The organism is Mycobacterium heidelbergense, assembly GCF_050205645.1.
GTDB classification, from domain to species: Bacteria; Actinomycetota; Actinomycetes; order Mycobacteriales; family Mycobacteriaceae; genus Mycobacterium; species Mycobacterium heidelbergense_A.
Genome location: NZ_JBNMQT010000006.1, coordinates 173,734 through 198,527, shown reverse-complemented (window position 1 = coordinate 198,527; position 24,794 = coordinate 173,734). Strand labels below are relative to the sequence as shown.

General features: G+C 66.3%; 30 protein-coding genes. 16 read left to right on the top strand and 14 right to left on the bottom strand.

The genetic code is table 11. The features are described from left to right. Positions 1–3: 3 nt before the first annotated feature. A complete protein-coding gene (locus ACQI5H_RS08985) occupies positions 4–414 on the bottom strand; it encodes an SRPBCC family protein (RefSeq protein WP_427079039.1) in 411 nt (136 codons plus the stop codon). Next, on the bottom strand, positions 411–725 hold the full coding sequence (locus ACQI5H_RS08980; RefSeq protein WP_427079038.1) for an ArsR/SmtB family transcription factor: 315 nt from the start codon (positions 723–725) through the stop codon (positions 411–413). The genes ACQI5H_RS08985 and ACQI5H_RS08980 overlap by 4 nt, the downstream gene beginning before the upstream one ends. Before the next feature lie 147 nt (positions 726–872). Between ACQI5H_RS08980 and ACQI5H_RS08975 the strand changes: the two genes are divergently transcribed. Next, entirely contained in the window at positions 873–2,117 is a 1,245-nt protein-coding gene (locus ACQI5H_RS08975; RefSeq protein WP_427079037.1) for a PucR family transcriptional regulator, read from the top strand. 42 nt (positions 2,118–2,159) lie between these two features. Continuing rightward, on the top strand, positions 2,160–2,876 hold the full coding sequence (locus ACQI5H_RS08970) for an MBL fold metallo-hydrolase (protein ID WP_427079036.1): 717 nt from the start codon (positions 2,160–2,162) through the stop codon (positions 2,874–2,876). On the opposite strand, the gene ACQI5H_RS08965 is transcribed toward ACQI5H_RS08970, so the two are convergent. Next, a complete protein-coding gene (locus ACQI5H_RS08965) occupies positions 2,873–3,247 on the bottom strand; it encodes a hypothetical protein (protein ID WP_427079126.1) in 375 nt (124 codons plus the stop codon). The genes ACQI5H_RS08970 and ACQI5H_RS08965 overlap by 4 nt on opposite strands. Positions 3,248–3,449: 202 nt before the next feature. Here ACQI5H_RS08965 and ACQI5H_RS08960 point away from each other — a divergent pair, with 202 nt between their 5' ends. The 4 genes from ACQI5H_RS08960 to ACQI5H_RS08945 all read left to right on the top strand — a co-directional run bounded on the left by ACQI5H_RS08960 (position 3,450) and on the right by ACQI5H_RS08945 (position 8,382). Continuing rightward, positions 3,450–4,067, top strand: a complete 618-nt coding sequence (locus ACQI5H_RS08960) for a DUF5134 domain-containing protein (RefSeq protein WP_427079035.1) — start codon at positions 3,450–3,452, stop codon at positions 4,065–4,067. Between the two features lie 125 nt (positions 4,068–4,192). After that, a complete protein-coding gene (gene aceA / locus ACQI5H_RS08955) occupies positions 4,193–6,484 on the top strand; it encodes an isocitrate lyase ICL2 (protein WP_427079034.1) in 2,292 nt (763 codons plus the stop codon). 154 nt (positions 6,485–6,638) lie between these two features. Continuing rightward, positions 6,639–7,034, top strand: coding sequence for a hypothetical protein (locus tag ACQI5H_RS08950; RefSeq protein WP_427079033.1), 396 nt, complete (start codon positions 6,639–6,641; stop codon positions 7,032–7,034). A 184-nt stretch (positions 7,035–7,218) separates the two neighbouring features. Further along, positions 7,219–8,382: an LLM class flavin-dependent oxidoreductase gene (locus ACQI5H_RS08945; protein ID WP_427079032.1), complete on the top strand. Its 1,164-nt coding sequence runs from the start codon at positions 7,219–7,221 to the stop codon at positions 8,380–8,382. Positions 8,383–8,416: 34 nt separating this feature from the next. On the opposite strand, the gene ACQI5H_RS08940 is transcribed toward ACQI5H_RS08945, so the two are convergent. Next, positions 8,417–8,884, bottom strand: coding sequence for an SRPBCC family protein (locus ACQI5H_RS08940; protein WP_427079031.1), 468 nt, complete (start codon positions 8,882–8,884; stop codon positions 8,417–8,419). Positions 8,885–9,072: 188 nt separating this feature from the next. On the opposite strand from ACQI5H_RS08940, the gene ACQI5H_RS08935 reads away from it, so the two are divergent. Then, the gene (locus ACQI5H_RS08935; RefSeq protein ID WP_427079030.1) at positions 9,073–10,158 is read left to right on the top strand and encodes a serine hydrolase domain-containing protein; all 1,086 of its coding nucleotides are present in this window, start codon (positions 9,073–9,075) and stop codon (positions 10,156–10,158) included. Between the two features lie 6 nt (positions 10,159–10,164). Here the strand turns inward: ACQI5H_RS08935 and ACQI5H_RS08930 are convergent, their stop codons facing one another. Next, a complete protein-coding gene (locus ACQI5H_RS08930; protein WP_427079029.1) occupies positions 10,165–11,571 on the bottom strand; it encodes a TIGR00366 family protein in 1,407 nt (468 codons plus the stop codon). Positions 11,572–11,672: 101 nt separating this feature from the next. On the opposite strand from ACQI5H_RS08930, the gene ACQI5H_RS08925 reads away from it, so the two are divergent. Together ACQI5H_RS08925 and ACQI5H_RS08920 are read left to right on the top strand one after the other, a co-directional pair. After that, the gene (locus ACQI5H_RS08925) at positions 11,673–12,329 is read left to right on the top strand and encodes a hypothetical protein (RefSeq protein WP_427079028.1); all 657 of its coding nucleotides are present in this window, start codon (positions 11,673–11,675) and stop codon (positions 12,327–12,329) included. Between the two features lie 40 nt (positions 12,330–12,369). Continuing rightward, the gene (locus ACQI5H_RS08920) at positions 12,370–13,143 is read left to right on the top strand and encodes a YqjF family protein (protein ID WP_427079027.1); all 774 of its coding nucleotides are present in this window, start codon (positions 12,370–12,372) and stop codon (positions 13,141–13,143) included. 6 nt (positions 13,144–13,149) lie between these two features. On the opposite strand, the gene ACQI5H_RS08915 is transcribed toward ACQI5H_RS08920, so the two are convergent. Next, positions 13,150–13,920 (bottom strand): SDR family oxidoreductase, encoded by a 771-nt coding sequence (locus tag ACQI5H_RS08915; protein ID WP_427079026.1) that lies wholly within the window; start codon positions 13,918–13,920, stop codon positions 13,150–13,152. 58 nt (positions 13,921–13,978) lie between these two features. Here ACQI5H_RS08915 and ACQI5H_RS08910 point away from each other — a divergent pair, with 58 nt between their 5' ends. After that, positions 13,979–14,455, top strand: a complete 477-nt coding sequence (locus ACQI5H_RS08910) for a nuclear transport factor 2 family protein (RefSeq protein ID WP_427079025.1) — start codon at positions 13,979–13,981, stop codon at positions 14,453–14,455. On the opposite strand, the gene ACQI5H_RS08905 is transcribed toward ACQI5H_RS08910, so the two are convergent. Then, positions 14,452–15,192, bottom strand: coding sequence for a DJ-1/PfpI family protein (locus ACQI5H_RS08905; protein WP_427079024.1), 741 nt, complete (start codon positions 15,190–15,192; stop codon positions 14,452–14,454). The two genes, ACQI5H_RS08910 and ACQI5H_RS08905, sit on opposite strands and share 4 nt — an antisense overlap. A gap of 45 nt (positions 15,193–15,237) precedes the next feature. Continuing rightward, on the bottom strand, positions 15,238–16,188 hold the full coding sequence (locus ACQI5H_RS08900) for a GlxA family transcriptional regulator (protein ID WP_427079023.1): 951 nt from the start codon (positions 16,186–16,188) through the stop codon (positions 15,238–15,240). A gap of 110 nt (positions 16,189–16,298) precedes the next feature. Between ACQI5H_RS08900 and tpx the strand changes: the two genes are divergently transcribed. Beyond that, positions 16,299–16,793, top strand: coding sequence for a thiol peroxidase (tpx, locus tag ACQI5H_RS08895; RefSeq protein ID WP_427079022.1), 495 nt, complete (start codon positions 16,299–16,301; stop codon positions 16,791–16,793). A gap of 30 nt (positions 16,794–16,823) precedes the next feature. Here the strand turns inward: tpx and ACQI5H_RS08890 are convergent, their stop codons facing one another. After that, the gene (locus ACQI5H_RS08890; RefSeq protein ID WP_427079021.1) at positions 16,824–17,282 is read right to left on the bottom strand and encodes a hypothetical protein; all 459 of its coding nucleotides are present in this window, start codon (positions 17,280–17,282) and stop codon (positions 16,824–16,826) included. 163 nt (positions 17,283–17,445) lie between these two features. On the opposite strand from ACQI5H_RS08890, the gene ACQI5H_RS08885 reads away from it, so the two are divergent. After that, complete coding sequence (locus ACQI5H_RS08885; RefSeq protein WP_427079020.1) at positions 17,446–17,769, top strand: DUF4333 domain-containing protein; 324 nt, start codon at positions 17,446–17,448, stop codon at positions 17,767–17,769. A gap of 3 nt (positions 17,770–17,772) precedes the next feature. Here ACQI5H_RS08885 and ACQI5H_RS08880 read toward each other — a convergent pair whose 3' ends face one another. Further along, a complete protein-coding gene (locus ACQI5H_RS08880; protein WP_427079019.1) occupies positions 17,773–18,153 on the bottom strand; it encodes an NYN domain-containing protein in 381 nt (126 codons plus the stop codon). Positions 18,154–18,212: 59 nt separating this feature from the next. Between ACQI5H_RS08880 and ACQI5H_RS08875 the strand changes: the two genes are divergently transcribed. Further along, positions 18,213–19,397: an acyl-CoA dehydrogenase family protein gene (locus ACQI5H_RS08875; RefSeq protein ID WP_427079018.1), complete on the top strand. Its 1,185-nt coding sequence runs from the start codon at positions 18,213–18,215 to the stop codon at positions 19,395–19,397. A 92-nt stretch (positions 19,398–19,489) separates the two neighbouring features. On the opposite strand, the gene ACQI5H_RS08870 is transcribed toward ACQI5H_RS08875, so the two are convergent. Next, positions 19,490–20,311: an alpha/beta fold hydrolase gene (locus tag ACQI5H_RS08870; RefSeq protein WP_427079017.1), complete on the bottom strand. Its 822-nt coding sequence runs from the start codon at positions 20,309–20,311 to the stop codon at positions 19,490–19,492. A gap of 12 nt (positions 20,312–20,323) precedes the next feature. Next, positions 20,324–21,325, bottom strand: a complete 1,002-nt coding sequence (locus ACQI5H_RS08865) for a cation diffusion facilitator family transporter (RefSeq protein WP_427079016.1) — start codon at positions 21,323–21,325, stop codon at positions 20,324–20,326. Positions 21,326–21,385: 60 nt separating this feature from the next. Between ACQI5H_RS08865 and ACQI5H_RS08860 the strand changes: the two genes are divergently transcribed. The 3 genes from ACQI5H_RS08860 to ACQI5H_RS08850 all read left to right on the top strand — a co-directional run bounded on the left by ACQI5H_RS08860 (position 21,386) and on the right by ACQI5H_RS08850 (position 23,294). Beyond that, positions 21,386–22,282 carry an NAD-dependent epimerase/dehydratase family protein gene (locus ACQI5H_RS08860; protein ID WP_427079015.1) on the top strand — a complete coding sequence of 299 codons (897 nt, stop codon included), beginning with the start codon at positions 21,386–21,388 and terminating at the stop codon, positions 22,280–22,282. A 149-nt stretch (positions 22,283–22,431) separates the two neighbouring features. Beyond that, a complete protein-coding gene (locus ACQI5H_RS08855) occupies positions 22,432–22,878 on the top strand; it encodes a helix-turn-helix transcriptional regulator (RefSeq protein ID WP_427079014.1) in 447 nt (148 codons plus the stop codon). A 5-nt stretch (positions 22,879–22,883) separates the two neighbouring features. Continuing rightward, a complete protein-coding gene (locus ACQI5H_RS08850; protein ID WP_427079013.1) occupies positions 22,884–23,294 on the top strand; it encodes a VOC family protein in 411 nt (136 codons plus the stop codon). Between the two features lie 75 nt (positions 23,295–23,369). Here ACQI5H_RS08850 and ACQI5H_RS08845 read toward each other — a convergent pair whose 3' ends face one another. Both ACQI5H_RS08845 and ACQI5H_RS08840 read right to left on the bottom strand, forming a co-directional pair. Next, positions 23,370–23,624 (bottom strand): hypothetical protein, encoded by a 255-nt coding sequence (locus ACQI5H_RS08845; protein WP_427079012.1) that lies wholly within the window; start codon positions 23,622–23,624, stop codon positions 23,370–23,372. A gap of 111 nt (positions 23,625–23,735) precedes the next feature. Further along, positions 23,736–24,749 (bottom strand): NADP-dependent oxidoreductase, encoded by a 1,014-nt coding sequence (locus ACQI5H_RS08840; RefSeq protein ID WP_427079011.1) that lies wholly within the window; start codon positions 24,747–24,749, stop codon positions 23,736–23,738. Positions 24,750–24,794: the final 45 nt, after the last annotated feature.

The following is a 24,794-nucleotide window of genomic DNA, read 5'->3' as shown; positions in this document are numbered from 1 at the left end:
GTGTCAGGCCTCCGCGGCGATGTTGGCAAGGCGGGGGAGAACGACGTCACGCCACCCGGATCCCATCCGATCGAAGGCATCGGCCATCCGCTTGTCGTCCAAATCAAAGCCGCTGTGCTCCAAGAACACTCGGGTGCCGGTACCTTCTTCTTCGAGACGCCAGGTCAGGGTCCAGGCCGGCGTGAACGTGTACACGAAGCGGTGCGGTGGATCAACCTCGAGCACCTTGCAGGGTTGCTTGCCATAGCCCGGCATGTCGAGAGTGAATTGGTGGCCGACCACCGCAGCCACCTGGCCCTCGGCCCACCAGAGCCGCATCAGCTCGGGTTCTGTCAGTAACCGCCACACCTTGGCCGGCGGAGCGGCCACGAATTGGTCGACACGGATGGTCGCGGGGGTCGAAGTCTCCGTCATTCCAGCTCCTCTGCTGTTTCGGCGAGCGCGGCCAGCCGTCCGCGCCAGAACTTCTCGAATGGATGCAGCCACTCTCCGAGCTCCGCCAATGGCTCGGCGGTTAGGCGGTAGATGCGATGCCGGCCCCGCGGTTCGTCCGCGACCAGCCCGGCGTCGCGCAATACCCTGAGGTGCTCGGCGACCGCGGGGCGGCTCAGCTCGAACCGGTCGCTGAGTTCCCCCGCGGATAGTTGCTGCCGGGTAAGGATTTCCAGCAGTTCGCGCCGCACCGGGTTGGCCAAAGCGAGAAAGATGCGGTCGGAAGCGGCCATGGTCGACACCATATGTCGGAAATTCCCGACATGTCAATTGGGTGAACAATCGAATACCGAACAACGGGAGCGGCCGCGTTGCTTCGGATCGGACTGCTGGAGATTTACCGTTAGTGGAACTAATCAGACAGCGACGACGAGGTTGATGTGGAAAGCGACATCGCGGCAATCGCCACTCGGCTCAGCGAGAGGGTCACCGAGATCGGCGCCGCGATATCCACCACGGTCGAAGACAACATTGCCGAACTTCCCCGCGACGAGCGAATGATCGAGTTGATGCACCGGGGGATACGGGATCACCTCCAGACCATCCTGCAGGCACTGCTGCACAGCGTCGGCGTGGAGAAGGTCAAGGCGCCGCCGGCGGCGCTCGAGTACGCGAGACGCCTTGCCCAGCAGGATGTTTCGCCCCACGCGATGATGCGCGCGCACCGGCTGGGGCAACGCCGGATGACCGAGCTGGTGTTCGCCGAGTTGCAAGCGTCGGGCCTGGAGCCCGCGGCGAGGGTTGGCGTCATCCAGGTGATCACCAAGGCGCTGTTGAAGTACGTCGACTCGGTGGAGCTGCAGGCCCTCGCGGCCTATCAGGGCGAGCGCCAGCTGCTGCTGGAGAGCCGGAGTACCGCCCGCGAGACGCAGGTGCGAGACGTGCTCGAGGACGACACACCGGTCGACGCCGATGCCGCGTCCACGGCGATCGGCTATCCGCTGGGCTGGCAGCACCTAGCGCTCATCGTGTGGTATCCCGACGGCGACACGGTGGGCGACGAGTTCACACGGCTGCAGCGGTTCATACGCGACCTGGCGAACACCGTCGACACCTCGGCGAGCCCACTGCTAGCCGCTGCCGAACCGGCAAGCGCGTGGGTCTGGTTGCCGTACCGCTCACCGCCGGGCGACGCCGTCGCGAAAATCCGCCAGTTCGTGCGCTCGCGACCCGATGCGCCCAACGTCGCGATCGGAGCTGTGGGGTCCGGCGTCAAGGGATTCCGGCGATCCCACCGACAGGCGCAACGCGCGCAGGCGGCCGGCCGCGCCCGCAGCCGCCACGAAACCGTGCTGGTCGCCGCGACCGACCCCGGCATCATCACGCCGGCGCTGCTCGGCGCGGGCATCGACGAGATCCGCGAATGGGTGGCCGACATCCTCGGTCCGTTGGCGTCCGACACCGATGACGACGCCGGCCTGCGGAACACCCTGCGGGAATTCCTGCGCTCCGGCTCGGGCTACGACGCCCACACAGAAGAACTCAGCGCGGCTCCCAGCATCGTCAAGTCCGGCGTCGAGAGAGCGGTGGCCAGGCGTGGACGACCGATCGACGACCGAGTCGATGTCGAACTCGCGCTGCTTGCGTGCGAGTGGTACGGGGCTGCCGTGCTGCTGCGCGGCTGAGCCACTTTTCGGCACCGGGCCGCGGGCGTTACCGTCCAGTTTGTGCATTTCGCGTGGGAACAGCTGGCCGACAATGCGTATCGCTGCCGGCTGCCGTTCTGCGACGTCACGGTCGGGCTGGTACGTGGCCGTTCGGCAGCGCTGCTTGTCGACACTGGCAGCTCGCTCACTGAAGCCGCCGCGATCGACGCCGACGTTCGGCGGCTTGCCGGGTATCCGGTCGCGCATATTGTGTTGACCCACAAGCACTTCGACCACGTCTTGGGTTCAGCGATGTTTGTCGGAGCCGAGATCTACTGTGCGCCAGAGGTTGTCGAATATCTGTCGTCATCCACAGACCTCATTCGGGCCGACGCCCTGCACCATGGCGCGGACGCCCCGGAAATCGACCGCGCCATCGCGGCGTTGCGGACGCCAGACCATGCGGTCTACGACGCCGTCATCGACCTAGGCGACCGCATCGTCACGATCGCCTACCTGGGTCGCGGACACACCGCATCGGACTTGGTCGTGATGGCGCCCGGGAACGACGACGGCCGGACCGTGGTGTTCACGGGCGACCTCGTGGAGGAGTCCGATGAGCCGGCGATCGATGCCGATTCCGATATGGCGGCCTGGCCGCTAACCCTTGACCGGCTGCTCGCGATCGGTGGACCTGATGCGATCTATGTCCCCGGGCACGGCAAAATCGTCGACGCGGAGTTCATTCGTCGCCAGCGGAATTGGTTGGCAGAACGCGCGAACCTGCAGCGCGGCTAGGCGCGGGCCGCGGAGCACGCGGCGATGAGGGCATCCGGGTCGGTGACGCTCACCCACAGCGAGCGCAGCCGCACCGACCTGAACACGACGTTCGCCTCCACCGGTGGCTCGATCGTCAACGCCACGAGGCCCTTCCCGGACCCATTGACCAGCCAGCGCCCACGCGAATAGTGCACGCCCCAGGCGAACACCCGCTCGTCCTTTGCTTCGGCAGTGGCGATGGACGCCAACGGGATATGGGCGTCGAACGCCCAGCCCATCTTCACGTGCAAGGTATCGCCTGTCACCCGCAGCTCGCTGCGCTCAGGTCCCATCCCGACCGCAACGGCCAGGGGCAGATACCAGCGTTCAAAGCGCAATTTCGCCTCCATGGTGGCGACCTTACTCATCGCCGACGATGTTTGCTGGCGATTGCACGGCGGGGCGGTTTGGGTGCCGGCCCTCCCGGCGACGACGGCCGGGTCGTAGTGTGCACGGGTGACCTTGTGGACGAGTCCGCTGAGCCCGCGGTCGACGCGGAGTTCATTCGCCTACACCGGAATTGGTTGAAAGGACGAGCTGGCGTCGCTTCGCATGATCGATGACATAGTGCTCCGTTGGGTCGTCACGGGCCTGTCCGCGCTGGGCGCCGTGGCATGGGGATACGTACTCCTGAACCGGCATCGCTCGTGGATCGAGGTTGTCCGGTGTGCGTTGCATGTCGTCATGGCGATCGCGATGGCGGTCATGGTCTGGCCCTGGGGCGCGCAGCTGCCGGTAACAGGGCCCGCGGTGTTCTTCCTGGTCGCCGCCCTCTGGTTCGTCATTTCGGCCTTTGTTTCAGCCGAAACGCTCCCGCTGCGGACCGTGTATGGGTATCACGCCCTGATGATGTTGGCGATGGCGTGGATGTATGTGTTCATCCACGGGCTTCTGCTGCCGGGCCACTCCCCGAAGCACCGCCACATGGACATGGATATGGCCGGCACGGTCGTACCGACCACGATTGGGTCGCCGGGCTGGATCGCGGCGACCAACTGGTTCTGGTTCGTCGGTTTCGGGCTCGCCGCGGCCATCTGGGCGTCCGGTTTCGGGCTGAGGCGGGCGGATGAATCGGCGCCCGGCTCGTGGCGTTCGCTCACCGCGCCGGCTCAGGCAACGATGGCCGCCGCGATGTCCATCATGTTCGGCGCCACGCTATTTCAGGGCTGAGCCGATCCTCACCCCGGGCCGGCCGGCCTCGCTCGCGAAAGCGCGCTGTCCGCCGGTGATTGAACTGTGCTACCCGGGGATAGACTCACGTTCAGCGGAATCGTGCTGAAGAGGAGCGTAATTTCATGGCCATCATCGACGCGGACACTGAAGTTCCCGCACCGTTCGACCAAGAGGTCGCCGCCACGCAGCGATACTTCGACGACCCGCGGTTCGCCGGAATTATCCGCCTCTACACGGCCCGGCAAGTAGTGGAGCAGCGCGGCACGATCCCCACCGACTACACCGTGGCGCGGGAGGCGGCCGGGGCGTTCTACAAGCGCCTGCGCGAGCTCTTCGCCGCCAAAAAGAGCATCACGACGTTCGGGCCCTACTCGCCGGGGCAGGCGGTGAGCATGAAGCGGATGGGCATCGAGGGGATCTACCTCGGCGGCTGGGCGACCTCCGCCAAGGGTTCGACCACCGAAGACCCGGGGCCCGACCTGGCCAGCTACCCGCTGAGCCAGGTTCCGGACGACGCCGCCGTCCTCGTGCGCGCGCTTCTCACCGCCGACCGCAACCAGCAGTACCAACGGCTGCACATGACCGAGCAGCAGCGCGAAGCGGCCAGGGAATACGACTTCCGGCCGTTTATCATCGCCGACGCCGACACCGGGCACGGTGGCGATCCGCACGTGCGCAACTTGATCCGCCGGTTCGTCGAGGTCGGTGTCCCGGGCTATCACATCGAAGACCAGCGTCCGGGTACCAAAAAGTGTGGCCACCAGGGCGGCAAGGTTCTGGTCCCATCCGACGAACAGATCAAGCGGCTGAATGCCGCCCGGTTCCAGCTCGACGTCATGCGGGTGCCCGGCATCATCGTGGCGCGCACCGACGCGGAAGCGGCCAACCTGCTCGACAGCCGCGCCGACGAGCGCGACCAGCCGTTCCTGCTCGGCGCCACCAACCTCAACATCCCGTCCTACAAGGCCTGCTTCCTGGCACTCGTCCGCCGCTTCTACGAGCTGGGAGTCAAGGAACTCAACGGCCACCTGCTCTATGCGATGTCCGATGCCGAGTACGCCAACGCCACCGCGTGGCTTGAGCGCCAAGGCATCCAGGGGCTGGTCTCCGACGCCGTCAACACCTGGCGAGAGAACGGGCAACACTCGATCGACGATCTCTTCGATCAGGTCGAGTCGCGGTTCGTGGCCGCCTGGGAGGACGACGCCGGGCTGATGACCTATAGCGAAGCCGTCTCCGAGGTGCTCGAATTCGGCGAGAGCGATGACGATGAGCCCGCCGCCATGAGCCCGGAGGAGTGGCGGGCTTTCGCTGAGCGGGCATCGCTGTTCGCCGCGCGGGACAAGGCCAGGGAGCTGGGCCTGAATCCGCCGTGGGACTGCGAATTGGCGAAGACACCCGAGGGCTACTACCAGATCCGCGGCGGCATACCGTACGCGATTGCCAAGTCGCTCGCCGCGGCGCCGTTCGCCGACATCCTCTGGATGGAGACGAAGACCGCCGACCTGGCGGATGCCCGTGAGTTCGCCGAGGCGATCCATGCCGAATTTCCCGACCAGATGCTGGCCTACAACCTCTCTCCGTCGTTCAACTGGGACACCACCGGCATGACCGACGAGGAGATGAAGCGTTTCCCAGAAGAGCTCGGCAAGATGGGCTTCGTCTTCAACTTCATCACCTACGGCGGCCACCAGATCGACGGCGTCGCCGCGGAGGAGTTCGCCACCGCGCTGCGGCAGGACGGCATGCTGGCGCTGGCTCGCTTGCAGCGCAAGATGCGCCTCGTCGAATCTCCCTACCGCACACCGCAAACCCTGGTCGGCGGGCCACGCAGCGACGCCGCGCTGGCCGCGTCCTCCGGCCGCACTGCGACGACCAAGGCCATGGGTAAGGGCTCGACGCAGCATCAGCATCTCGTGCAAACCGAGGTGCCGAAGAAGCTCCTGGAGGAGTGGCTGGCCCTGTGGAGCGAGCACTATCAGCTCGGCGAGAAGCTGCGGGTGCAGCTGCGGCCCCGCCGCGCCGGCTCGGATGTGCTGGTGCTCGGGATCTACGGCGACGGGGACGAGCAGCTCGCCAACGTCGTGTTCGATCCGATCAAGGACCGCCACGGCCGCAGCATCCTCACCGTGCGCGACCAGAACACCTTCGCCGAGAAGCTTCGCCAGAAGCGACTGATGACGTTGATCCACCTCTGGCTGGTCCACCGCTTCAAGGCCGACGCGGTCTACTACGTCACGCCGACCGAGGACAACCAGTATCAGACCTCCAAGATGAAGTCGCACGGGATCTTCAGCGAGGTCTACCAGGAGGTCGGCGAGATCATCGTCGCGGAGGTGAACCGCCCCCGCATCGAAGAGCTGCTGACGCCCGACCGCGTGGCGCTGCGCAAGCTGATCACCAAGGAGGGGTAGCGACCACGCTGCCGTCCTCCCTGCGGCGGCTGGGATTTGCCCGCGGATTCGCTCCGCGTGCCCGATTCACCTTCATTCCTGTTTGCACCCCGCTACGGCGGGGTACGACAGGTTGACTGGGTAACTGTGGCGCGAGTGGAGAGTGGGGAATCTGATGAGATCCGAAGCCAGAACTGCTGTCGCGCTTTTTGGCGGTGCGGCCATGCTCGTCGTAGCGGTCGGATGTGGGGGCGGCGGCAATAAAGGGCCCAGCAGTACGACTACCCCAACGACCACTCCGTCGACCAGCGTGGCGCCAACCACCGCGCCGGGCACCGGCGGCGGCGCTCCGACGGGCGGCGGCGGTCCGGGTGGTGGCGGCGGCACCGTGCCCGGTGGCCCCACCGGCGGCGGCGGACCGGGCGGCGGCGGTGGCAGCGTTCCGGGTGGCCCCACGGGTGGCGGCGGCCCCGGTGGCGGCGGTGGCACCGTTCCCGGCGTCGGCGGAGGCGGCGGCGGACCGGGCGGTGGCGGCGGATGCGTCGGCAACGTCTGCGGCGGATATCCGTGATCGCATGCCGTCACCGAGCATGCCGGTATTGAGCGCGCGATAGAGCACTTCACAAACGAAGACTTGCTCCCAAGCCGGTGGGGCCATGCAAAGCTGGCCCCACCGGCTGAGCTATCTCGGGAGGTCTAGGGCGGATCGCGCATTCGGGTTATGGTTTCCGACAACTCGATTGCAAAGGGACCTCATGGCCAAGCTCAGGTTCGGTTATTTCATCGCCCCATTCCATCGCGCGGGCACCAACCCGACGCTTGCGCTACAACGCGACCTGGAATTCATCGAGCACCTCGACGCCCTCGGCTTCGACGAGGTGTGGTTGGGCGAGCACCATTCCGCCGGCAGCGAGATCATCAGCTCACCGGAGGTCTTCATCGCCGCGGCGGCCGAGCGCGCCAAGCGGATTCGGTTCGGGACCGGAGTCATCTCGCTCGCGTATCACAACCCCCTTTGGGTCGCCGACCGCCTGATGCTGCTCGATCACCTCACCCATGGTCGTGTGATCGGCGGGATGGGACCGGGCTCGTTGCCCACCGACTCGGCGATGATCGGGCTGAACCCCACCGACACTCGCGAGCTTCTCGAAACCAACCTCGACATCGTCGTTCGGTTGCTGGCGGGCGAAACGGTGAGCGCCAAGACCGCCACACACCAGCTGTTCGACGCCAAGTTGCAGCTCGCCCCATATTCGGACGGCGGGATCCCGCTGGCGGTGGCCGCGGTTGCCTCACCGACCGGCGCGAGGCTGGCCGGCAAGCACGGCATCGGCCTGCTCTCCATCGGGGCGACGTTGACCGTCGAGGGCTTCAACGCGCTGTCGTATCACTGGGGCATCGTCGAGGAGCGCGCGGAAGCCTTCGGCACCCAAGTCGACCGCAAGGACTGGAGCCTGGTCGGGCCCATGCACATCGCCGAGACCGACGAACAGGCGCGCGCCGACGTGAAATTCGGCATCGAGTCGTGGTTCAACTACTTCCAGAAGGTCGCGGCCTTCCCGCAGATGACGATGCCGGGAGAGCAGCTCGACGAGATGATCGACGTCATCAACGACAACGGGGCAGGTGTCATCGGGACTCCCGAGCGGGCGCGGGAACAGGTGCAGCGGGTGTGGGATCAGTCCGGCGGCTTCGGCTGCTTCTTGCAGATGGGTCACGAGTGGGCCAATCCGGCGGCCACCAAACGCTCGGCCGAATTGTTCGCCGCCGAAGTCATACCGCACTTTCAGGGTCAGGCGCAGCCGACGCTCGATGCGGCGGCACGCGCCGGCCAGGTGCGCGACGGGCTCGCGCAGTCACAGCTGCAGGCCGTCGAGCACATGGCCAAGAAGTACCAGGACGAGGTCGGTTCGAAATAGCGGCTCGAAAACCGTTGAGCCGCAGGAATAATCGCTACCGCCCGCCGGTCGACTCGCGCTCGGCCGCCTTCACCAGGCGGCCCGCGAAAAACCGCACGGCACCGCCCATCGCGGCCCGCATCAGCGGACCGGTTCCGCGCACTCCCTCGGTAAACGAGCCCGTCCAGCGAATGTCGGTGCCGCCGGCCGCATTCGGCGTGAACACGACTTCGCCGAAGTAGTCCTTGGCCGGCGAGGCGGGTCCGACCAGTTTGTAGGCGTGCCGGCGATCCTGCTCGTACTCGACGGTCTCCTCCTGCACCAGCACGGGCCACATCCCGATCTTGCGGATAGCCCCGACACCACCGGGCGCCGGATTACCTTGCCGCGCCCAGCTTGAGTGCACCACGATCGGCTTGCCCCATTTCGACCAATTCGCTCCATCCGCCACGAGCCGGAACAACGTTGCGGCGGGCGCGCTACTGGTCTTGTCGATCTCGAACGAAAACTTCCGACCCGCCATGCCCGACTCCCCGGTGAGACATCCAAATGACCCCGGATGGGATCGCCAGGTACCTTACCGTCCACGCCGGATCAGGCGCATACTCACCCTGTGAGTCAAGCCGATGCCGTTTCAGCCTGCTCGTACGCATGGCAACCGGCCGCCCCGCATCGCAACGCCTGCGGGCGCGAAAGACGTTGTGAATAAACATGGTAACGCGACTGCCGGTGCTGGTCCTCGCAGCGATGTTGTCGCTCAGCGGCTGCTCCGACGGTCGAAACGCCACGCCCGCCGGTACTACAACAAATCACGACGCCGCAACGACCCGCAGCCAGAACTTACTCGACGCCGCTATCGAGGCCGACGGACCTGGATGCTCGGCAGCGGTAGGCGTCAAGGGCGAAGTCGTCTGGACGGGAGTTCGAGGCGTCACCGACGTGTCGAACGGCAACGCGATCACCACGCAAACCGTGTTCGACATCGCCTCGGTGTCCAAGCAATTCACTGCCACCGCGCTGCTGCTGCTGGTTGACGCGGGGAAGGTAACGCTCGACGACCCGTTATCCCGATACGTGCCCGAACTGCCAACGTGGTCCGGCACCATCAGCGTCGGACAGCTGATGCACCAGACAAGCGGCATCCCCGAGTACGTCGGGCTGCTCGAGGCCCAGGGGTTCCAGTTGAGCGACCATACGACACAGGACCAAGCCCTGCAGGCCCTGGACAGCGTGCCGAACCTGGAGTTTCCACCCGGTTCGCGGTTCGAATATTCGAATTCCAACTACTTACTGTTGGGCGAGATCGTCCACCGGATCACGCGGAAACCGCTGGCGCAGTTGCTAGCCGAGGAGATCTTCCGTCCGTTGAGTCTGGCCATGGTCTTGGATCCGACCGGAGAGGTTCCCGGCAAAGCCATCGCGTATGAGAAGGGCAGCGAGGGGTACCGGGCGACCCGATCGGGCTGGGAGCAGGTCGGCGACGGCGGCATCCAGACCACACCCAGCCAACTGGTCTATTGGGCGGACAACTACCGAACCGGCCGCCTGGGCGGACCCAAACTGAGGGAGGCGCAACTGGCCGGCGCCGTGCCAACCGAGCCGACGGGCCGCGACAAGTATGGCGCCGGGATCTACTCCCTGGCCAACGGCATGCTCGATCACGACGGCGCCTGGGGCGGATTCGTCACGGCATTCCGTATCAGCAAGGACCGAGCAACGTCGGTTGCCATCAGTTGCAACACCGACAAGCAAGATCCGGAAGCGCTCGCCGACTCGCTGGCGAAACTCTGGATGTAGCCCGCATCAAAGCACATGGGGCGCAACGAGAACCGCGGCGCTCGCCACCGCGAATCCGATCAGGAACGCGATCACCGTAAAGCCCATTACCTGGCGCACATTGAGCTTCGCGATCGCGATCACCGGCAAGAGCCAGAACGGCTGAATCATGTTCGCGACGCCCTCGCCGACCGCGACCGACATCGACATCAACCCGAGGTAAGCCGGCGCGTGCTGGCCGACGGCCACGGCCGAACCGACCGCTATCGGCCCCTGCACCGCCCAATGCCCGCCACCGGACGGCACGAATAGCGAGATGAGAACCGAACCGACGAACGTCAGAAACGGAAGCGTGTACTGATCCGCGCCCCGCACTAGCGCCTCGGCGAGCACCGTCTGCAGCGCCTTGCTCGACCCCATCGGCAGGTAACCCAGCAGCCCCACGATTCCGCCGTACAACGGATACTGCAGCAGCAGCGGCCCGGACACCTTTGCCGCGCCGGAAAATGCGCGGATGAAGCGAATCGGAGTGCGGTGCAGCAAAGCGCTCGTCACGGTGAACAGCATGATTATTGACGAGATGTTCAGCGCAAAGCCGCTCAGCACGAAGTACGTTACGCCCGCGGCGAAGACGATGACATTGAGGATCCACAGGTTTTCCAGCCACTCGGCAAAGCTCCGCTTGCCCTCAGGCGGGTCCGGTTCGGGCTCCTCTTCGAACACGGCGGGGTCGGGCTGGAGGCTCTGCGTGGGTGCCATGCGCCAGATCGCGGTGGCGAGCAGGGCGAACACGACGAGCACCGCGACCACGTTGTACGGCTGAAAAATCGTCAGCCGCAGCGGCACGATCGTGCCGGTCATCTTGTGAATCACGTTGATTGGGCTGGAAGTGTCCGTGTTGGCGAGCGCGATCGACGACGACAGACCCTGCGTCCAGACGATGAAGCCCATGAACCCGGCGGCGATCAGGTAGCCGAAATGCGCACCGTTGAGTCGCTTTGCGACCTGTCGCGCGACCAACGCGCCGGCCACCAGGCCGAGTCCCCAGTTCAGCAGGGAGAAGACGGTGCTGACGCAGAAGCACAGCAGGGCTCCCTGAACCTGGTTGGTCGGCTTGCTCGCGAGACGGACGATGGCCCGCTTCAGTACCGGCGCCTCGGCCAGCGTGTAACCCGTCACCAGGACGAGCACCATCTGGAACGCGAAGGTGAAGATGTTCTGCGGCCCCCACACGCCGCCGTACCACGCCTTCAGGATGCCGGAGGCCGTCGCGCCCCGGACCAGAAGCGCAACCAACCCGACGACGATCAGGGTCAGGATGACCGCGAACAAGTACGGGTCGGGCATCAGGCGTTCGACGTACCGGACGCACAGCGCGGTGAGGCGCTGAACAACTCCGCCCCGTTCGACGTGTCGGTCTTCTTCCGTCGTCATCGGCTTTCCTTACCGTGATCGTTCGCTCGCGTTGTGATCGCGTTCGGTCGTCTAAACCTTGCCTTACGCGACCGCTACCCGCTCGGTGGCATTCTGGCGGTGTGGGTGTGCTTATCCGGTTGGCGGAGTTCCTGATTCTGCTGCTGCCGCTGGTCGGCCTGGTCATCGGCGCACTGCGGGCCTTTCGCGGCAACCGGCCGGGCGCCGCGGAATCGCCCGAGCCCGGCGCCGAGGCGCCCGAACGCACCGCCAACAATCAGGTGGCTCAATGGCAGTCGCTGAGACGGGTCCTGGAGGAGCACAGCCGCACCGACAAACGCTGGCTCGACTACGAGCTCGACTTCGCCAAGCTGCTCGACTTCCCGCTCATGACCGACATGCGTAACCCGCTCACGATCGGCTTCCACAAAGCCAAGCTCCGGGCGGATTTCCTCCGCCCCGTCAAAGCCGAAGACCTCCTCGATGACCGGGAGACCGCCGCGCAGTATCTGTCCGCGGTCGAGGAGTACGTGAGCGCCTTCAACGTCGCGGAGGCCGAGGCGATGCGCCGGCGCCGCAGCGACTTCTCCCAAGAAGGCCAGCAGCGCATCGCGCGCGCCCAGAACCTGTTGCGGGTGGCCTCGGACTCCGCCGCGGCCCCGCAGGAACGCCAGAACGCCTACGAGCGAGCCCGTAAGGAACTCGATGGCCTCATAGTCCTGCCGTCCACCACACAGGCCAGCATCGAGCGCGGAATCTCCGGTCAGATAGAGCCATAGATCGCGACGGCGGCGCCAGTCGCCGTGCCACGATGATCGAATGACCGCCACGCCCGGCCCGCCCGCCGCAGAGTCGGATGGGGGCCCGGATCACGCCGGGTACCCGATCGTCGCGCCGCCGCTTCCCGGTCGAGTCACCTTCGAGCAGCGCTGGGAAGACCTGACCTTCATCCATTGGCCGGTGCGGCCCGAGAGCGTCGAAGGCCTGTGCCCGCCGGGAACCCGGCCGGACGTTTTCGCCGATGGTTTGACGTACGTGGCGCTGGTCCCGTTCATGTTGAGCAGCACCAGGGTTGGCACCGCGCTACCACTGCCGTATGTCGGTAGCTTCGCGGAGACCAATGTCCGGCTCTACACGGTCGATGAGGCCGGGCGACACGGCATCCTGTTCCGGTCGGCGGAAACGGCTCGCCTAGCCGCCGTGCCCGCGATCCGGATCGGCCTCGGCGTCCCCTACACCTGGTCGCGGATGCGGGTGACGCGCGACGGCGACCAGGTGACGTATGACAGCGTGCGCCGCTGGCCCCGGCGCGGCCTGCGCAGCCGGGTCACGGTCACCATCGGCGACGCGATCCAGCCGACACCGCTCGAGGTTTGGCTTACCGCCCGGTGGGGCGCGCACACCCGCAGGAGCGGGCGCACGTGGTGGGTGCCGATCGAGCACGACCCGTGGCCGTTGCGCGCCGCCGAGATCGTCGAGCTGAGCGACGAATTGGTGGACGCGGGCGCGGTGCGACCCGCCGGCGATCGGCTGCGTGCGCTGTTTTCGCCGGGCTTGCGAACCCGGTTCGGCCGCGCCCGCGCCGTCGGATAAGCGCGATCAAGGGCAGCAGTAGCCGCCGTCGATCACGACGTCGGAACCGGTCATGTAACTCGACGCCTCGCTGGCCAGGTACAGGTACAGGCCGGTGAGCTCTTCCGGCTGACCCAGGCGGCCCAGCGGTATCTTCGGCTCCCACAGGGCGTGGTATTCCGCGTAGGGCTCGACGAGTTCGGTGAGGATGTAGCCGGGACTGACGCTGTTGACCCGGATCTTGTGCGGCGCGAATTCGACCGCCATGGCTTTGGTGAGATGGATGACCGCCGCCTTGGAGGCGCAGTAGTGGCCGACCTGTTGCGGGATGTTGATGATGTGGCCGGACATCGAGGCGGTGTTGATGATGACTCCGCCGTGTCCTTGGCGGACCATTGCCCTGGCCGCGGCTTGGGCGGTGAGAAAAACGCCGGTGACGTTGGTGTTCTGGATGCGCTGGAACTCTTCGAGAGGCATGTCCAGCATCGGGGTGAGCGTGATGATGCCGGCGTTGCAGACCGCGATATCGATGCCGCCCAACTCCGCGGTCACCCGGTCGAGCATGCCGCTCACCTGGTCCGGCTGGGCTACGTCGCAACACACGGGCACGACCCTGCCGGCACCGGCCGCCGCGATCTCTGCGGCGACCCGCTCCAAGGTGTCCGGGTGCCGCGCCGCGATCGCGACGTCGGCGCCGGCTTGCAGATATGCCTCGGCCACCCTTTTGCCGATACCGCTGGACGCCCCGGTCACCAGGGCCCGCTTGCCTTCCAAGTTGAACAAGTCCAATACGTTCATCCGATATCCCCATCCATCCGAGCCGCCTGCAACCGAAACACGTTCTAGTGTGTCCGTCATGGGCAAATTCACCAGGGCCGAAATCGAGCGAGCCTTCGCGAACTACACAACCGTCGTCGAGGGATGCAGCGCTTCGGGTGATTGGCGGCCTTTTGCCGATCTATTCACCGAGGACGTCGTCTACACCGAGCATCACTACGGCGTGTTCCGCGGGCGCGAGGCGGTGCGGGACTGGATCGTCGCGGTCATGGCCCCGTTCCCGCACATGCGCTTTCCCAATGGGTGGATCGCCCACGACGACGACAACGACGCGCTCGTCGTCATGATCAAGAATCTGCTCGACCACCCCACGGACCCCGACGGGGAGCCGTTCTGGTTCCCGAACTGGACGCGACTGGTCTATGCCGGCGACGGCCTGTTTTCCAGCGAGGAAGACATCTACAACCCCAACCGCGACGCGCCCGGGGTCGTCGCCGCGTGGATGCAGGCCGGCGGCCGGCTCGCCTCCGACGAAATCCTGCAGCCCAACGCCTAGCGCGGGCTAACCGAGACGCGTTTGCGCCGGCGTGAGCGCACCGCCGTCAACGCCTGGTCCCACGCCAGCATTGCCGTCGCCGACAGGTTGGCCGGTTTCATGCTGTCCCGGGAAAGCAGCGCCGTCGCGGCGGCTTTGGTGGTCGTCGACGCCTTGGACATGTGCCCGGAGTCGAATGGTGGCTGTGGATCGTATTCGATAGCGAGCTGGATGGCCTTCGCGCGGCCCTCGCCGGCGATCTGCCCGGCCAGCCACAGTGCGAGGTCCAGGCCGGCCGAGACGCCCGCGCTCGTTATTACGTTGTCCTGATGCACGATTCGCTCGTCGGACACCGGGATGACGCCGAATGCCTTCAGGGCGGGAAGCGCAATCCAGTGCGAGGTCGCGCGCCGGTCCTTGAGCAAGCCGGCCGCCGCAAGAATCACCGACCCCGAACACACCGACGTCGTCCAGCTGGCGGTCCGGTGGGCCTGACGCAGCCAGTCCAGCAGCCGCTCGTCGCGTGCGTGCACCGGCGTCGACGGACCGCCGGGCACCAGAATCACGTCGGGCGAAGGCGTTTCGGCCAGCGAATGCGTCGCGCCGATGACTAGAACGCCGGAGTCGGCGGTGATCGGTCCGGGCTCGTGCCAGACGAATCGCACCTCGGCGCCCGGGAGGTTTCGCAGCACCTCGTACGGTCCGATCATGTCCAGGGCGGTGAATCCGGGGTAGGCCACAATGGCAATCTGGGTCATCGCTGTCGTCCTCTCTGCTTAGCCCCAATGATTTAGGCCCAACGACTAGGCGAAGGCCTTGCGGTACTGATCCGGCGAGACACCGACGCGGCGAATGAAGTTGCGCCGCATGGTTTCCGCGGTTCCGAAGCCGCACCGCGAGGCGATCGCCACGACGGTGTCGTCGGTCTCCTCCAACTGCCGGCGAGCGGCTTCGGTGCGGATGCGTTCGACGTAGTGACCGGGCGCCTCGCCAACCTCATCGGTGAAGACGCGGGTGAAGTGACGGGGGCTCATGGTCGCGCGGCGGGCCAGTTCGCCGATGCTGTGCGAGCCGCCCGGTTCGGACTCGATGGCCTCCTGCACCTCGCGGATCGAGGGCCGTTTCGCCCGCGGCATCCATACCGGCGCCGCGAATTGCGTCTGACCGCCCGGGCGCCGCAAATACAGCACCAAATAGCGCGCCACCGTCTGCGCCAGCTCGGTGCCGTGGTCGTCCTCGACCAGCGAGAGCGCGAGGTCGATTCCCGCGGTGACGCCCGCGGCCGTCCACACGGTGTCGGAGCTACGGACGAAGATCGGGTCGGGGTCGACGTCGACGGCGGGGAATTCGCGTGCCAGCCGCCCGGCGAACGCCCAGTGCGTCGTCACGCGGCAGCCGTCCAGCAGCCCCGCCTCGGCCGCAAGGAATGCGCCGGTGCAGACCGTGACGACGCGGCGGGCGGTTTCGGCGACGGCTTTGATCCATGTCACCAGGTCACTGTCGGTTCGTGCGTCGTCGACGCCACCGCCGCCGGGGAGCACCACGGTGTCGAGCGGGTCGCCCGGATCCGGTAACGGCGCCGCCTGGAAGGACAGGCCGGTGGCGGTGCTGACGGGATGACCGCCGGCGGACGCCACGACGACGTCGTATCCGCCGTCGGTCAGCAGCGATGCGGTGCTGAAGACGTCATGTGGCCCCACCACATCGAGTGCCTGCACGCCGGGAAAGCCGACGATCACCACTTTGCGAGCCATGGACCCAGTGTTGGCCACGCAGGGGCGTGTCGTCTACGCCCTGCAGCCCACGAATTAGGACATGCCGACCTGGCCAGGGTCGGCCGTCCCGGGCTTGGCAGACTGTGGCCATGGCACAGATAACCTTGCGAGGAAACCCGATCAACACTGTCGGCGAGCTGCCCGCCGTCGGATCTCAAGCCCCGGCCTTCACCTTGACCGGCACGGATTTGAGCGCGGTCAGCAACGACCAGTTCAGTGGTAAGCCCGTGGTGCTGAACATCTTTCCCTCGATAGACACACCGGTGTGTGCGACCAGCGTGCGGACGTTCAACGAGCGTGCGGCCGCCAGCGGGGCGTCTGTGTTGTGCGTGTCCAAAGACCTGCCGTTTGCGCAGGCGCGGTTCTGCGGGGCGGAGGGCATCGAGAACGTCAAGACGGGGTCGGCATTCCGCGGCGGCTTCGGCGAGGACTACGGCGTCGGCATCGTCGACGGACCCATGGCCGGGCTGCTCGCCCGCGCGGTGGTCGTGATCGGCCCCGACGGCAACGTCGCGTACACGGAGTTGGTGCCGGAGATCGCCCAGGAGCCGAACTACGATGCCGCGCTGGCGGCGGTCGGCTAGAACCTACCGCCAGGCGGGCAATGGCGGCGCTCAGCTGGGCGTCAGGGTAAACGGCAGCCAGTACATCCCGGGACCATCTCCGGGACATCCGGGTGCGCCGACCGCGAAAGTCCGCTCGCCACGGAAGCTTCCGTCACCGTTGGGCACCAGGAAATCGGATCTGGTCGTTGCGACGGTGCCGCCGTCGTCGCAGTGGAACGGGTAGTCCGAGCGCGACACCCACCGGTCGCCCGACCATTGGTAGTCGAACAATGATGGGGCATTGGGGTTGTCCCGCAACTGCTCCACCAATAGCCAGTGCGCGACGCAGCCGGAGGCGTCGCAGTTGGTGGTGAAGCTGGCGGCTTGTGTCGATGGTTCCGATGCCCGCGGTTGGCCATTGAAGGTCTGCTTCGAGTGATCCAGGAACGTGTTGTACGAGCCATAGAGCGGGACGGGTTCGGGCCGGTCGGCGCCCGCCACCGGTGTCCCGACTCCGAGGGTGGCCATGGCGAAATTTGCAGCTATCACGACGTGTCGAAGTGCCATTACCGCTCACCTTTGCAGCCCATCATCATTTGTCTTCGTAACCTGTTGTATCGCAACGAAAGCGTGTTAGCCTGCGATTCCGCGCAGATTTCTCCGAGCGCGAGTGCGGCAAAGGAGCACAGCGATGCGACCCTTCATCCGAAGTGCCGGCGTCCGCGTCCTCACGGGGATGCTCGTCGGCCTAGTGGCTGTGCAGCTGGCCGGCTGTAGTTCCAAGTCGACCATCAAACCCGACGGCGCGGCGCAATCCGTCGTCGATGTCGTCTCCAAGCAGACCGGCTTCCATCCGAACGACGTGCATTGCCCATCCGGGGTGGAAGCCAAGGTGGGTGGACAGTTCGACTGTCACTTCACCGGGCCAGAGGGCACGCCGTACGTCGCGAACATGCGCATCACCAAGGTCGAGGGCGAGCGGGTCGAGTTCGACGTCAAGACCCACCCGAGCTAACTGTCACTGGCCGCGCGGATCGATGAGTTCACGGAATCGCTCCGCCGGGTAGACGGATGCACCCAACGTGCGGACCCGATCGTGCAGCGCTCTGTCCGACGTCACCACGCGAATGTCGCGCGGGCTTGCGTCGGCCCGAACCAGCCGGACGATCTCGTCGTCGGCGGAATTCGCGGCCGCTTTAGGCGCGTGCGCTATTTCGACGAACGATGACGTGATGGCGGTCGACGGCGGCCGCTCGAACACCACCGTCACCGTCTCGCCTCCATCGGAGGCCCATCGGTCCAGCCTCTCCACCAGCGTGGCCATCGCGCGGCCGCGGTCCTTCCACCAACCGTCGGGGCGACTCCCGATCACGTTCATGCCATCCACGATCCATCGCACAAAAGACACGGTAGGGCCGCTTTGCCGATGCGGTTGGACGGGCCGGTACGGTCACCCCTATGACGTCGATAGCCGACACCGGTGACCGGGTCGTATCGCTGGCTCGCGGCATGCGGGATCTCGTGCGGGCCGAAGCCGCCGAATCCGAGCGGATGCGCACGCTGACCCCTGCGATCGTCGACGAAATGTGGGGCAGCGGACTGATGTCCGCGTTCAATCCGGTTGTGGCCGGCGGTGTTGAGCCGTCTTTCACCGAGATGATCGAGACGTGGATCGAAATGGCTTGGCAGGACGGTTCATTCGGCTGGATCGGCATCGCCAACCTGCCGTCCTCGTTCGCCGCCGCCGCATATCTGCCCGACGAGGGCTTCGCCGAAGTCTTTACCGCGCACGACAACCGCGTCACCCTGGGGGGTCAGTTCTTTCCCAATGGGCAAGGGGCCGTCGCCGACGGCGGTTATCTGTTGAACGGGTCGTGGAACTTTGGCTCGGGCATCGGTCACTCGCAATACATCGCGGCGGGATTTTTGCCGATGGAGAACGGCGAAATGCGCTGGATCAGTGAAGGTTTCCCCGAGATGCGGGTCGCGGTCGTTCCGCGCGACGAGATCAGCTTCAACGACGGCTGGTTCGTGCAGGGGCTCAAGGGGACCGGATCCTATGACTACAGCGCCGACGGCGTGTTCGTGCCCGCGAGCCGCACCTTCGAACTGTTTGTCAGGCAGCCATGTCGCGGCGAGTCGCCGGCCACCCGCATGGGGCTGATGCCCGTCACCGCCGCCGGCCACGCATCGTGGGCACTAGGTGTGGCCAAGAGCATGCTCGACGATGTCCAGGACTTGGCCGCAACGAAGTTCCGGATGAGCGACATGGCGTCCCTGGCCAGCCGGCCCACGTTCCAGAAGGGACTGGCGCACCACCGCGCGGCCTGGCGCGCCGCCCGCCTACTGGTGCTCGACTCGTTCACCGCTGCCGAGTCGGCGGTTGCCGCGGGCGAAGATCTGACCCCGGCCCTGCGCGCGGACATGCGGGTGGCGGCGGTCTATGCCACCGACACGGCCCGAGCCTGCGCCGAGTGGGCCCATCTGGTCGCCGGCACCAGCTCGATCCGCGAGGGCAGCCGCCTCGAGCGGGCTTTCCGCGACATGTACACCGGAACGCAACACGCCTTCATCAGCGAGAAGGTGGCCATCGACGTGGCACAGATATGGCTGGGCATCATCGACGATCAGCCGGGGCTCTGAGGCGCGGACGCCCGCCTGTCGTTTGGCTACGGCAGTCGCTCGCCACTGCGTCCTTTGCTGTTCCGGTCGCGCATCTCGGTGACGGCGCCGGTTTACAGATGCGCCAAGAGCCGCTCGGCGAACACCTCGGGATGCTCCCGGTGCATGAAGTGCCCGCCCGGTACCTCCTCGACGACGTACTCGTTGTCGAACATCCGAGCGGCGGCTCGATAGTCGGAGGGTTCGAGGACTGGATCGTCGAGCCCGGCAAAGACAACCGTTGGCACCGTGATCCGCGCCCGCAGCGACGCGCTGGGAATGGGGGAGAGCTTGCGGTAATAGCCGAGCGCCGCATCCAAGCTCGCCCGGTTGGAAAAGCACGCGCGCACGGCGTCGAACTCTTCAGGATCGGGGTTCCATGTTGGGGACCAGCGCCGATAGATGGCGGGAAGGGCCGCAAAGTCGTTGCGCGCGAAGCGGTTCGACGCTCCCGGCAACTTGTACGCCACGAAGTGACGAGCGCCCCAAAGCTTCTTCGGTGACGGCTTGAGCGTCGCCGGATGGGGAATGGCCACGACGATTAGCTTCGTCACCCGCTCGGGGCCCAGCGCCGCCGCGCCGTATGCGGCCGAGGCGCCCCAGTCGTGCCCGATGACGACCGCGTCGCGTGCGCCTAGCGCGTCGATCAGCGCAAGCGGATCACGCGCCAGGGTCTCTTGGTCGGTGTCGCGATCCGGGATCGCGCTGGGGTGATAGCCGCGCAGGAAGGGGCTTACCGCGCGGTATCCGTTGGCGGCGATGCGCGGGCGAAGATCGTCCCACGTGTGCGCCGTATCCGGAAACCCGTGCAGCATCAGCACGAGAGGCCCGGAACCCTCCTCGAGATAGCCGAAATTCAGCCCATTCGCCTCGACGAAACGGATCGTTGTGGCCATGGCCTCCGGACACTACGCCGGTTGATGCTCGGCGGGATAGGCGTGGATCAGCGCGCTGGTGAGTTTCGGGACGGCATGCGTCAGTTCGTGTTCGGCGTCGTGGGCGATGCGATGCGCCTGCGCCAGATCGAGCGCGGGATCGACGTCCAGTTCGGCATCGGCGTGCAGGCGGTGCCCGATCCAGCGCATCCGCACGCTGCGCACCGCGTGCACCCCGGGGCGGGCCGCCAACGCGTGTTCGGCGGCGTCGACCATCGCGGGGTCCACACCGTCGAGTAAGCGACGGAACACGTCGCGTGCCGCCGTGCGCAGAACGGCCAGGATTGCCGCGGTGATGACCAGGCCGGTGATCGGGTCCGCCAGCGGGAACCCAAGCGCGACACCGCCGGCCGAGCACAGCACCGCCAGGGAGGTCAGCCCGTCGGTGCGTGCATGCAACCCGTCAGCGACCAAGGCGGCCGAGCCCACCCGCCGCCCGACCCTCATCCGGTAGAGGGCCACAGATTCGTTCCCGACGAACCCGATCAGCCCCGCGAGCGCAACCCATCCGACGTGCCCGATCGGTTCGGGATGGGTCAGCCGCACGATGGCTTGGTATCCGGCGACGATCGCCGACAGCGTGATCGTCGCGACCACGAACAAACCGGCCAGATCCTCCGCGCGGCCGAACCCGTAGGTGTAGCGGCGCGTGGCGGCCTTGGTACCCAACACGAACGCCATCCACAACGGCACCGCGGTCAGGGCGTCGGAGAAGTTGTGAATGGTATCGGCGGCAAGCGCGACAGAGCCGGACACTATGACCACGGCGAACTGGGCGGTCGCGGTCAGCCCGAGTACCACCAGGCTGATCTTGACGGCTCGGATCCCCGCGACGCTGGATTCCAGGGCATCGTCGATGCTGTCGGCGGCGCCGTGGGAGTGGGGGGCGAAGATCTCCCTGATCGCGCCACGCAGACCCCGCGGATGGTCATGGTCATGGGGGTTGGCATGGGCAATACAGCTATCTGCATGCATACGCAAATAGTAGGCATTGCCGCTGGCGTCTCGCCACCAATGGTCGCCTACCATCAGCGCATGCGCGGCGAAAAAATCCTCATCACCGGTCCCACCGGGCAGGTTGCCAGTCCCATTGCCCAGGCCCTGGCGGTCGACAACGAGGTCTGGGGTATCGCGCGGTTCACCAATGCGGCGGCTCGTGCGGCACTGGAGAAATCCGGCGTGCGGTGCGAGACCGTCAACCTGGCCGCTGGAGACTTCGCCGCGATCCCGTCGGACTTCGACTACGTCCTCAATTTGGCCGTCGCCAAAAGCGGCGACTGGGACAAGGATCTGGGTGCCAACGCGGAGTCCGTCGGCCTGCTGATGGCCCACTGCCGCAACGCGAAAGGGTTCCTGCACTGCTCGTCGGCGGCCGTCTACGACCCGCCCGACGACGAACCGCGGACCGAACGCGCCGCCCTGGGCGACAACCACAAGCCGCTATTCCCCACCTATTCCATTTCCAAGATCGCCGGGGAGGTCGTCGCCCGGACGATGGCGCGCGCACTGGGCATTCCCACGACCATCGCCCGGCTCAACGTCCCATACGGCGACAACGGCGGGTGGCCGTTCTACCACATGGAGATGATTCTGGCCGGAATCCCGATCCCCGTCCCGCCCGGCGGTCCCGCCCGGTACAACCCGATCCACGAGGACGACATCATCGCGACGATTCCGAAGCTGCTCGAAGCGGCGTCGGTTCCGGCGACGACGGTCAACTGGTGTGGCGATCAAGCCGTCAGCCTCCAGGAGTGGTGTGGTTACCTCGGCTCGCTGGTCGGCAAGGAGCCGGTTTTCGACGAGAGCGCCCAGGCGCTGCGCGGCAACCCCACCGACGTGACGCAGATGCACGAACTGATCGGGGGCACGACGGTGGATTGGCGCGACGGGCTTCGCCGGATGGCGACCAAGTTCCACCCGGAGCTGGTTTAGAGGCTCCTGTTGACCCACCCCGGATTCCGCGACACATAACCAGCTGCGGCGACACGCCGGGAGCAGTCGCCGAGGTTTATGTCTCGACGAACTCGGCGAGCGGCGCCCGCAATGACCGCCTAAGACGTGAACGTGGCAGCATCGCCCAGGTGACCGATAGCTCGGCCAAACAACACCTGCGCGACCTCGCGCGGCTGCGTCGCGTTCGCGATCGCATCGACCGCGATTACGCGCAGCCCCTCAACGTCGAGGCGCTCGCAAGCGGGGTACACATGTCCGCCGGGCATCTCAGCCGCGAATTCCGCCGCGCCTTCGGGGAGTCGCCGTACTCGTATTTGATGACGCGGCGCATCGAACGCGCGATGGCGTTGCTGCGCCGCGGCGATCTCAGCGTCACCGAGGTCTGCTACGCGGTGGGCTGCTCCTCGCTCGGGACCTTCAGCACTCGGTTCACCGAGCTTGTCGGCATGCCGCCCAGTACTTATCGGGATCAGACGACGGGCGGGACCGCCGGGCTGCCGCCGTGCGTGGAAAAACAGGTGACAAGACCGATCAGGAATCGAGAAGCGCACGCCGCGGGGGCCCACCTAGCCTGACGGTCATGGACGTCACCATTCACTCGAGCTTCCTGCCCCACGACGATCCGGAAGCCTCCCTCGCCTTCTATCGCGACACCCTCGGCTTCGAGGTCCGCCTCGACGTCGGAAAGGGCAAGATGCGCTGGATCACCGTCGGCCCTGCCGCTCAGCCCGGCACGTCGATCGTGCTGAACCCGCCGGGCGCCAACCCGGGCATCACCGACGACGAGCGCCGCACCATTGCCGAGATGATGGCAAAGGGCACCTACGCGATGCTCCTGCTGGCCACCAAAGACCTCGATGGCGCCTTCGAGCAGCTACAGGCCGGCGACGCCGAGATCGTCCAGGAGCCGACGGAGCAGCCGTACGGCGTTCGCGACTGCGCGGTCCGCGATCCCGCGGGCAACCTGATCCGCATCCAGGAATTACGCTGACGCGGCAACCGCCGCCCAAACGGAAAAGTTCCGAACCCCAAGCGGGTTCGGAACTCTCCGTTGCGTCGAGCAGGTTCATGATCCCCTGGAGTAGCGGGTCAGGAAGCCGGTGGCCGCGACCGCCGCGACGCCTCCGATGACGCCCCACAGCACCAACGGGAAAACCATCGACCCGAAGAACCAACCAAACGTCATCCCGATGTAAAGGGTCCAGAGCACTCGGTAGACACTCCACAGCGCGATCAGGGCGGCGCTGATCCCGATGTACAGGCTGCGCTGGCGATCGACACGGTTGATCTGTTCTTCGATGCTGGCCGGCACGATCCTCATTTGCTGACTTCCTTTCGTCACGCGCCGCCTCGGTGGCGGCGTCGTTGCGATCAGTACAGCCCGGCCGAACCGCTACCGATCCCAACAACCGGACGACTGGCAACCGACGATCTAGCCCGACGTCTTGACGATGAGCTTGCCGACGTTCTTGCCGTCGAACAGCATGTTGATCGCCGTCGGCAGCTGTTCGAAGCCCTCGACGACGGTCTCGAGCGGCGTGAGTTTGCCCTGGGTGATCAGGCCGGCAATCTCGCGGATTGCCTCGGGCGCGCGGCCGAAGTGGTCGAGAACAATGAAGCCCTGCAGCGTCGCCCGCTGGATCAGCAGGTTTCCGAACGCGCGCGGTCCGGGTGGCGGGTCGGCCGAGTTGTAGCCGGAGATCAGACCGCAGAGCGCGACGCGGGCGCCGATGTTGAGGCGCGCGAAGATCGCGTCCATGATGTTGCCGCCGACGTTTTCGAAGTCGACATCGATGCCGTTGGGTGTCGCCGCGGCGAGCTGGGCGGCCCAATCGTCGGCGCGGTGGTCCACCGCCGCATCGAAGCCGAGCTGGTCGGTCAGCAGCGCGCACTTTTCCGGCCCGCCGGCAATTCCGACGACGCGGGCCCCGTCGGCCTTGGCGAGCTGGCCGGCAACCGAGCCGACCGCTCCGGCCGCAGCCGAGACCACCACCGTCTCGCCCGGTTTCGGCTTGCCGATGTCGCGGATTCCCACCCATGCGGTGAGCCCCGTCATCCCGAGCGCGCCCATGTAAGCGGTCGGCGAAACACCCTCGGCCACATCGACCGGGAACAACGGCATCGCATCCGAGGCGACCGCATACTCCTGCCAGCCGACCAGGCCCTGCACCGTTTGGCCGACAACATAATTCGGATTCTTCGACGCGACGACCTCGCCGAGCCCGCCGCCGCGCATGACTTCGCCGATCCCGACCGGCGGCAGATAGGTGGGCGTGTCGTTGATCCACGCGCGGTTGGTCGGGTCCAGCGAGATCCAGTCGACGCGCACCAGTGCCTCGCCGTCCCCGATTTCGGGGACGGCCTCCTCGGTGAGCTCGAACGTGTCCGGGCCGATGCGCCCCGACGGGCGCTCGCGGAGCAGGAAGCGGCGGTTTCGATCAGACATGAGCGCACGGTACCGGACGCGACACATGACACGGTCGAGCGGAGG

Bases quoted from the DNA above. Each gene is read 5' to 3' on its own strand.
- ACQI5H_RS08985 (WP_427079039.1), bottom strand. From the start codon at position 414: ATGACGGAGACTTCGACCCCCGCGACCATCCGTGTCGACCAATTCGTG.
- ACQI5H_RS08980 (WP_427079038.1), bottom strand. From the start codon at position 725: ATGGCCGCTTCCGACCGCATCTTTCTCGCTTTGGCCAACCCGGTGCGG.
- ACQI5H_RS08965 (WP_427079126.1), bottom strand. From the start codon at position 3,247: ATGGAGGCGAAATTGCGCTTTGAACGCTGGTATCTGCCCCTGGCCGTT.
- ACQI5H_RS08960 (WP_427079035.1), top strand. From the start codon at position 3,450: ATGATCGATGACATAGTGCTCCGTTGGGTCGTCACGGGCCTGTCCGCG.
- aceA (WP_427079034.1), top strand. From the start codon at position 4,193: ATGGCCATCATCGACGCGGACACTGAAGTTCCCGCACCGTTCGACCAA.
- ACQI5H_RS08950 (WP_427079033.1), top strand. From the start codon at position 6,639: ATGAGATCCGAAGCCAGAACTGCTGTCGCGCTTTTTGGCGGTGCGGCC.
- ACQI5H_RS08945 (WP_427079032.1), top strand. From the start codon at position 7,219: ATGGCCAAGCTCAGGTTCGGTTATTTCATCGCCCCATTCCATCGCGCG.
- ACQI5H_RS08940 (WP_427079031.1), bottom strand. From the start codon at position 8,884: ATGGCGGGTCGGAAGTTTTCGTTCGAGATCGACAAGACCAGTAGCGCG.
- ACQI5H_RS08935 (WP_427079030.1), top strand. From the start codon at position 9,073: ATGGTAACGCGACTGCCGGTGCTGGTCCTCGCAGCGATGTTGTCGCTC.
- ACQI5H_RS08930 (WP_427079029.1), bottom strand. From the start codon at position 11,571: ATGACGACGGAAGAAGACCGACACGTCGAACGGGGCGGAGTTGTTCAG.
- ACQI5H_RS08920 (WP_427079027.1), top strand. From the start codon at position 12,370: ATGACCGCCACGCCCGGCCCGCCCGCCGCAGAGTCGGATGGGGGCCCG.
- ACQI5H_RS08915 (WP_427079026.1), bottom strand. From the start codon at position 13,920: ATGAACGTATTGGACTTGTTCAACTTGGAAGGCAAGCGGGCCCTGGTG.
- ACQI5H_RS08910 (WP_427079025.1), top strand. From the start codon at position 13,979: ATGGGCAAATTCACCAGGGCCGAAATCGAGCGAGCCTTCGCGAACTAC.
- ACQI5H_RS08905 (WP_427079024.1), bottom strand. From the start codon at position 15,192: ATGACCCAGATTGCCATTGTGGCCTACCCCGGATTCACCGCCCTGGAC.
- ACQI5H_RS08900 (WP_427079023.1), bottom strand. From the start codon at position 16,188: ATGGCTCGCAAAGTGGTGATCGTCGGCTTTCCCGGCGTGCAGGCACTC.
- tpx (WP_427079022.1), top strand. From the start codon at position 16,299: ATGGCACAGATAACCTTGCGAGGAAACCCGATCAACACTGTCGGCGAG.
- ACQI5H_RS08890 (WP_427079021.1), bottom strand. From the start codon at position 17,282: ATGGCCACCCTCGGAGTCGGGACACCGGTGGCGGGCGCCGACCGGCCC.
- ACQI5H_RS08885 (WP_427079020.1), top strand. From the start codon at position 17,446: ATGCGACCCTTCATCCGAAGTGCCGGCGTCCGCGTCCTCACGGGGATG.
- ACQI5H_RS08875 (WP_427079018.1), top strand. From the start codon at position 18,213: ATGACGTCGATAGCCGACACCGGTGACCGGGTCGTATCGCTGGCTCGC.
- ACQI5H_RS08870 (WP_427079017.1), bottom strand. From the start codon at position 20,311: ATGGCCACAACGATCCGTTTCGTCGAGGCGAATGGGCTGAATTTCGGC.
- ACQI5H_RS08865 (WP_427079016.1), bottom strand. From the start codon at position 21,325: ATGCATGCAGATAGCTGTATTGCCCATGCCAACCCCCATGACCATGAC.
- ACQI5H_RS08860 (WP_427079015.1), top strand. From the start codon at position 21,386: ATGCGCGGCGAAAAAATCCTCATCACCGGTCCCACCGGGCAGGTTGCC.
- ACQI5H_RS08850 (WP_427079013.1), top strand. From the start codon at position 22,884: ATGGACGTCACCATTCACTCGAGCTTCCTGCCCCACGACGATCCGGAA.
- ACQI5H_RS08845 (WP_427079012.1), bottom strand. From the start codon at position 23,624: ATGAGGATCGTGCCGGCCAGCATCGAAGAACAGATCAACCGTGTCGAT.
- ACQI5H_RS08840 (WP_427079011.1), bottom strand. From the start codon at position 24,749: ATGTCTGATCGAAACCGCCGCTTCCTGCTCCGCGAGCGCCCGTCGGGG.